The sequence below is a fragment of the Halovulum sp. GXIMD14793 genome, assembly GCF_054457435.1.
Window position 1 is genome coordinate 1 of the sequence record NZ_JBTLNE010000104.1, and the last position, 5,195, is coordinate 5,195.

Genomic DNA, 5,195 nt, shown 5'->3' on the forward strand with positions numbered 1-5,195 from the left:
GCTTGAGCAATTTGAGGGCTCCGCGCCCGGCGCGCTTGCCCAAAACGAAACCAACGAATATGAAAACCAGACCCGCAGACTCTCGTTATGAATGAGGGAGCCTCGGGGGGCAGGTCACTAGGCAGACGGGTACCATGGCGGCGACGACATCGTCACGGGACATCGCAATTGCTCTGTCATTCGCAGCGCTGTCGGTCATCCAGCCGCCCCACGAAAATCCGGCGACGCCGACAAAGACAGCGCCGATTACGGCACCATAGATGCCGGGTTTCAGCCATTCGGGCATGTTCATTTCAATTCCTCCAGCGGGGGAAGCGCCGCGTCGCTATGATTGGTGGTTTCAGAGAGGGCCCGATCACATGCAATTGCATGCTCAAGATCCTCAATTGTGGTCAATTGCATGGTCGTTTGACCCGCATTTCTCCCTCGCCCCCGGACGATTAGATATGTCGCGGTGCGTCGGTAGGCTTCAAAGCTAAGGCCTTGCAGAAGTTCTTCTTCGACAACGGTTTCATAGGTTCCGGCCGGAAATCTCCGTTGGCTGTCACCAATCGTAAAGTCGTTAGAAAACGTCACCTTTGATCTGGTCGAACGCGTGAGCATCACGGGTCTCCAATGAATAGAATGCTGGGCTTTTCATCGCCGCCACTGAGGCAGGCGTCGAAAAGATCGCCTCGTCGAAGAAAGGCAGTTGAGTACACCTTAGTCGACCCTCCGGCGTGCGGTGCTGATCGAGATTAGTCTCCGTCGGGTTCTTTGCTGTCAGGGTATGAGCTGAAGCCGTCTCGCGGCCTCAGACAACTGAACGCAATCCGTCGTCTCAATCTCATGCCGAAAGGAAACCCATGTCCGCCTCGGACGTTCTTCACCCCGATGGCAACGAATTTGATGCCTTCCTATTCGCCAAGGTGGGCGAGGACCGTACCGGTGCAGCCGTTACGGTCTTGTCTGCGCTTGCGCGCCTTGACCTCGACCCTTGGACCGAGGCACGAGAGCTTTCGCATCTTGGCCAGGAGGACGCGTTAGCTCGACTGACCTCACATTTTGAAGCGATTACCGACATTCCGGTGCTGGCATTGGCAAGCGAGGGCAAAGCGGCAATCTTGGTTTCATTGCTGCCGAAGCACGCGTCGCTTCGCCTTTTGAAATCAATGGAAATCGGCGCCGACAGTTCTCCAAAACAATCGATCTCCTGGACAAGGATGGCCCTCGTTGGGGCCGTAGTTCTAGTAGGGATCTTCTATCTGGCTCAGACGGGCTAACCTGCGTCAGTGCATGGGTCCGATTGAACCGGTTAGGTCATGTATGTCGACCGCTTATTTGGTTGGTATATTTTTCGAGCACCTCAGGGGCGTGGGATACATGCAGTTCACCAACGAATTGTATGAGTTCTGCGCTTCTAATTTCTCGGACCGTCCAAGAAAGGACACTTCCATGAATGATGATGACCAGAGCCAAGAAAACCAGACTTTGAAACATATGGCGTCCGTCAAAGCCGCTTGGGACAAGGCTCCTGAAGGGTCCAAAAAAGCCACCGCTTTGAAGCACTACCAAGCCGCTGAAAAGGCCCATGAAGCGGACAACGATGAAGAAGCTCACAACGAGCTCAAGCAAGCAAGCCGCGCGCTGATGTGATGTCGGCGTCCGCATAAGAAGACAGCAGGGCCGCCCAAAGACTGTGGGCGGCTTTTTTACGGCAAAAGAGGCCGTGACTGATCCAGATAGGTTGGATCGAAATCCGCCAAGGCAACTAGTCCCTCATAGTCATCGAAAGTTACTTGCCCATCCTGAAACGTGACGAGCCCGCCTTCGCGGAGCTTGCGAAGGACGCGGTTGACGTGGATGGCGCTTAACCCCAACGCATCAGCCAGATGATACTGAGTGAGAGGGCAGGCATAGCCCTTTCGGTTTCCCATACCGACAAGTGATAGCCTGACGCCAAGCTCCAACAGGAAATGCGCCATGCGCGCATCCGCATCGCGTCGCCCCAGCCCAACCAGATGTTCAACAACCATCGCCTCGTCGCGTGACACAGCCCATAATATGGCCGTGGCCAGCCGTGGTGTCTCGGCGAAGGCTTGCAGAAGATCGCTCTGCAGCACCTCCGCAGCTTCGATATCGACAATCGGTTCGATCCCATGATCGGATGTGTGTAAAAGCACGCTGCGCAGCCCCAGAAAATCCCCTGGTATCTGGAAATCAACGATCTGCCGCGACCCGTCAGCCTGGATCTTGTACGATACAACCCAGCCCGCAGCCAGAATGTAAGCCGCCTGTTCGGATTGGCCCTGATGAACCAAATCGCGCCCTGCGGCGAAAGATTTCCTCCGCTGGTGCAAGCGCTCAAGAACGGCCAGTTCTGTCTCTGAGAGTGCAACGAACGCAGAGAGCTTGTGAGTCAGAGGACTGACTTCGATGTTCATCATCGGTCCCTCCCGAACCAGCGCATACTCCAAGAACAAATCTGTTTCCGGACTGATTTCGATCAGTAAAGAATACCAGACACTCTGCGATGTTGGTCAATACTATCACGACCTCGCCCGGTCGCGAGTCAACAAAGGAAGAGGATTGCTCCCGATGTCAGACCAACAAGACCCTGCTGGCCTCGCTGCCTTCTCGATTTGCGAGGCTCTCTTACTTTCGCTGCAAGATCGCAATCTGCTGCCGGAACGCGAGATCGTAGGAATTCTTCGCGATGCAGCAGCGCCCCACGAGAATGCCCAAGGCTCGGAGGCCGAGCAAAAAGTGCATGCTGCAACCGCCAAATTGATCAATGAGATCATCGTTGGCGACAACCTTTCGCGGCGCTAGCAGCGCCAATTCTCTTCCACTAGATGTGAGCGATGCCTAGTTGCTCAGTCGCGCCACTCAAGCCGTCTTCGGATCGGTCGCTTCAGACATTGTTTCAGAAGTTTGCTTGGGTGCGGACTGCGATTTAGGATCTTTTTCTTGCAAGGCCCTTTTTTCGGCGGCCTCTTTCTTCGCCAAGTCGTTGAACGACATTTTAGCTTTCCTTTGCTTGCCGCCAGGGTGCCCGGCAGCTTGCAACACATAGCGGCTCGATGCCCAATTGGCAAAAGGAAACATCAGCAATCAGACAGCTTGCGCCTTGTAACCCCTCTAAGCAAGCACCACGTGTGATAGGCTACTGACCTCCATTCGACCCTCTGTTTTCCTTTATCGGCTCGCAGCGCTCGACACTGTCGTGAGAAGCCGGGCTGCCGCATATCGTGGGCAGCGATAAAACAAGGAATATTCAAATGGCCAATGGCACAGTGAAATGGTTCAACACCACCAAAGGATTTGGCTTTATTGCCCCCGAGACAGGTCGGAAGGATGTGTTTCTGCACATTTCAGCACTCGAGAAATCGGGAATGACCGCCCTGAGCGACAATCAGAAGGTGACCTTCGATGTCGAGACTGGCCGCGATGGTCGTGAGAACGCGGCCAACATCGCGCTCGCCTGAATCTTGCAAAAGGGCGCTCCTTAGGGGTGCCCTCTTTTGCGCCCGGGTGGCGACCGCGTTTCAGCGCAGCCACGTTGTATCTCACAACCGCTGGCTGGCCTGAAGCGATACTCGCCTGGACCGGAATTTTATGCAATTTATCGTAGGAGATAAGCTCAATCACACATTTTACCACCTCATACCGATCGAAAGCTGGCCATGACCTTTTCAATGCTATGCCGAAGAAATCGAAGGCCTCGGAGACGAGGAAACACCCCGCTTTAGCGATCTGGCTGAGCGAGTATGGCAGATATCAGATCAAATCCGGACGTCTCGCAGGCGCATACAGTGCCCGCGCGTTTCCGATGCCACCAACGAAGGCGCGCGGCCTGATTGCCGAGGCGACCGGCCAGACCGAAGCAGCTGCGATCATCGCATTGCATTCCGCCATTGATGCGCGCGAAGTCCGCAGGGCCAAAGACCGCAGAACCGATCCCTGCACGGGAACACAGGTCCCCACATCCGACGAATACGCGGAAGCGCTTAACGCCGTAAACCTGACGCGCTCACAGCGCGCCATGATGATGGCGTTGTCACTTGCGGACACGGACGGGTTGGCAGAGGTGACGGTCGCGAATGCTGGCAGCTACAAGTCCACGGCCTCGGCCAACCGAGCGCTCGCCAGCGCGGGTCGCATGATTACGAGATATCTGTCTTCCGAGACAGGCTCTATGTTCCCTTCAACAAGTTCGGGTGGAAGTGCGATTATTGGATACCAAAGTGCTTCCGCACATAACCAGAAGCCCGGCAACTGGATCATGCACCCAGAGCTTTGCACCGCCATCCGTATCGCTGCATGAGTTAATCGGAAAGCCGTCCGTGTGATCGACCAATTTGGGCTGATTGCCAATTCAATCAATCTTGATCAATCCGGGATGACTGGGACGGCGGGCAACCATTAAACCCTTTTCAGCACATGTAATTCAGCGACAAACGGGCGGCGGGTCGGCCCGCAAAGGCGGGCGTCACCCGACGCGCAACCAGTGCTAGAGTTCAATGCTCTCGGAAATGCTCAGAGCATCTTCGAGTTCAACTCCTAAGTAACGAACCGTGCTGTCGACTTTCGTATGTCCGAGCAAGAGTTGAACCGCACGCAGGTTACCTGTTTTCCGGTAGATCTCAGCAGCTTTTGTTCGGCGCAGCGAATGCGTTCCGTATCCACTCGGTTCCAGACCAATCGCCGACACCCAATCGTGCACCAAACGGCCATACTGACGGGTTGAGATGTGCGGGCGATCGTGGAAACGGCTGGGAAAGATGAACGTGTAAGCGAGCATCTCGGGTGATCTGACCCAAGCCAGGACAGTTTCCCTTGTGTTTTCCGACAGTTCAAACTGAACAGGCCGCTTGGTTTTGCTCTGGATGACCGAAACCCGTTCTCGGACGCGGTCCTCTTTGACCAGATCGACCACAGAGAGCCTGACCAGATCACATCCACGTAATTTGCTGTCGATGGCAACGTTAAAAAGCGCCAGATCGCGAAGGTTGTTGGCCAACTCGAGTCGTGCTCGGATCGCCCAAACCTGTTTTGGCAGCAACGGCCGTTTCTGGCCGATAATCCGCCCCTTGTTGGCCTAGATGGCCCGAAGCTGCATATTTGGGCTTTTGGAAGAACATGAAGAGAACAAATTGGCGATTGACGGCTTGATATGATCTCAGATGATGCTTGCGTCTGGAGGGGTCATGACA

10 protein-coding genes are annotated in these 5,195 nt (G+C 55.0%); 5 read left to right on the forward strand and 5 right to left on the reverse strand.

Features of this window, described 5'->3' with window-relative positions; genetic code table 11:
- Window positions 1-85: 85 nt before the first annotated feature.
- Together ACW9UQ_RS18250 and ACW9UQ_RS18255 are read right to left on the reverse strand one after the other, a co-directional pair.
- Window positions 86-292: a hypothetical protein gene (locus ACW9UQ_RS18250; protein ID WP_458932419.1), complete on the reverse strand. Its 207-nt coding sequence runs from the start codon at window positions 290-292 to the stop codon at window positions 86-88.
- Window positions 289-603: a hypothetical protein gene (locus tag ACW9UQ_RS18255; protein WP_458932420.1), complete on the reverse strand. Its 315-nt coding sequence runs from the start codon at window positions 601-603 to the stop codon at window positions 289-291. The genes ACW9UQ_RS18250 and ACW9UQ_RS18255 overlap by 4 nt, the downstream gene beginning before the upstream one ends.
- 242 nt (window positions 604-845) lie before the next feature.
- On the opposite strand from ACW9UQ_RS18255, the gene ACW9UQ_RS18260 reads away from it, so the two are divergent.
- Together ACW9UQ_RS18260 and ACW9UQ_RS18265 are read left to right on the forward strand one after the other, a co-directional pair.
- Window positions 846-1,262 carry a hypothetical protein gene (locus ACW9UQ_RS18260; protein WP_458932421.1) on the forward strand — a complete coding sequence of 139 codons (417 nt, stop codon included), beginning with the start codon at window positions 846-848 and terminating at the stop codon, window positions 1,260-1,262.
- 172 nt (window positions 1,263-1,434) lie between these two features.
- Window positions 1,435-1,635, forward strand: a complete 201-nt coding sequence (locus ACW9UQ_RS18265) for a hypothetical protein (RefSeq protein ID WP_458932422.1) — start codon at window positions 1,435-1,437, stop codon at window positions 1,633-1,635.
- Window positions 1,636-1,691: 56 nt separating this feature from the next.
- Here the strand turns inward: ACW9UQ_RS18265 and ACW9UQ_RS18270 are convergent, their stop codons facing one another.
- On the reverse strand, window positions 1,692-2,426 hold the full coding sequence (locus ACW9UQ_RS18270) for a Crp/Fnr family transcriptional regulator (RefSeq protein ID WP_458932423.1): 735 nt from the start codon (window positions 2,424-2,426) through the stop codon (window positions 1,692-1,694).
- A 151-nt stretch (window positions 2,427-2,577) separates the two neighbouring features.
- Between ACW9UQ_RS18270 and ACW9UQ_RS18275 the strand changes: the two genes are divergently transcribed.
- A complete protein-coding gene (locus ACW9UQ_RS18275) occupies window positions 2,578-2,811 on the forward strand; it encodes a hypothetical protein (protein ID WP_458932427.1) in 234 nt (77 codons plus the stop codon).
- Window positions 2,812-2,868: 57 nt separating this feature from the next.
- Here ACW9UQ_RS18275 and ACW9UQ_RS18280 read toward each other — a convergent pair whose 3' ends face one another.
- Window positions 2,869-3,093 (reverse strand): hypothetical protein, encoded by a 225-nt coding sequence (locus tag ACW9UQ_RS18280; RefSeq protein ID WP_458932424.1) that lies wholly within the window; start codon window positions 3,091-3,093, stop codon window positions 2,869-2,871.
- Window positions 3,094-3,260: 167 nt separating this feature from the next.
- Here ACW9UQ_RS18280 and ACW9UQ_RS18285 point away from each other — a divergent pair, with 167 nt between their 5' ends.
- Both ACW9UQ_RS18285 and ACW9UQ_RS18290 read left to right on the forward strand, forming a co-directional pair.
- The gene (locus ACW9UQ_RS18285) at window positions 3,261-3,467 is read left to right on the forward strand and encodes a cold-shock protein (protein ID WP_458932425.1); all 207 of its coding nucleotides are present in this window, start codon (window positions 3,261-3,263) and stop codon (window positions 3,465-3,467) included.
- A gap of 344 nt (window positions 3,468-3,811) precedes the next feature.
- A complete protein-coding gene (locus tag ACW9UQ_RS18290; RefSeq protein ID WP_458932426.1) occupies window positions 3,812-4,306 on the forward strand; it encodes a hypothetical protein in 495 nt (164 codons plus the stop codon).
- 186 nt (window positions 4,307-4,492) lie between these two features.
- On the opposite strand, the gene ACW9UQ_RS18295 is transcribed toward ACW9UQ_RS18290, so the two are convergent.
- The gene (locus ACW9UQ_RS18295; RefSeq protein WP_458932428.1) at window positions 4,493-5,041 is read right to left on the reverse strand and encodes a tyrosine-type recombinase/integrase; all 549 of its coding nucleotides are present in this window, start codon (window positions 5,039-5,041) and stop codon (window positions 4,493-4,495) included.
- Between the last annotated feature and the right edge of the window lie 154 nt (window positions 5,042-5,195).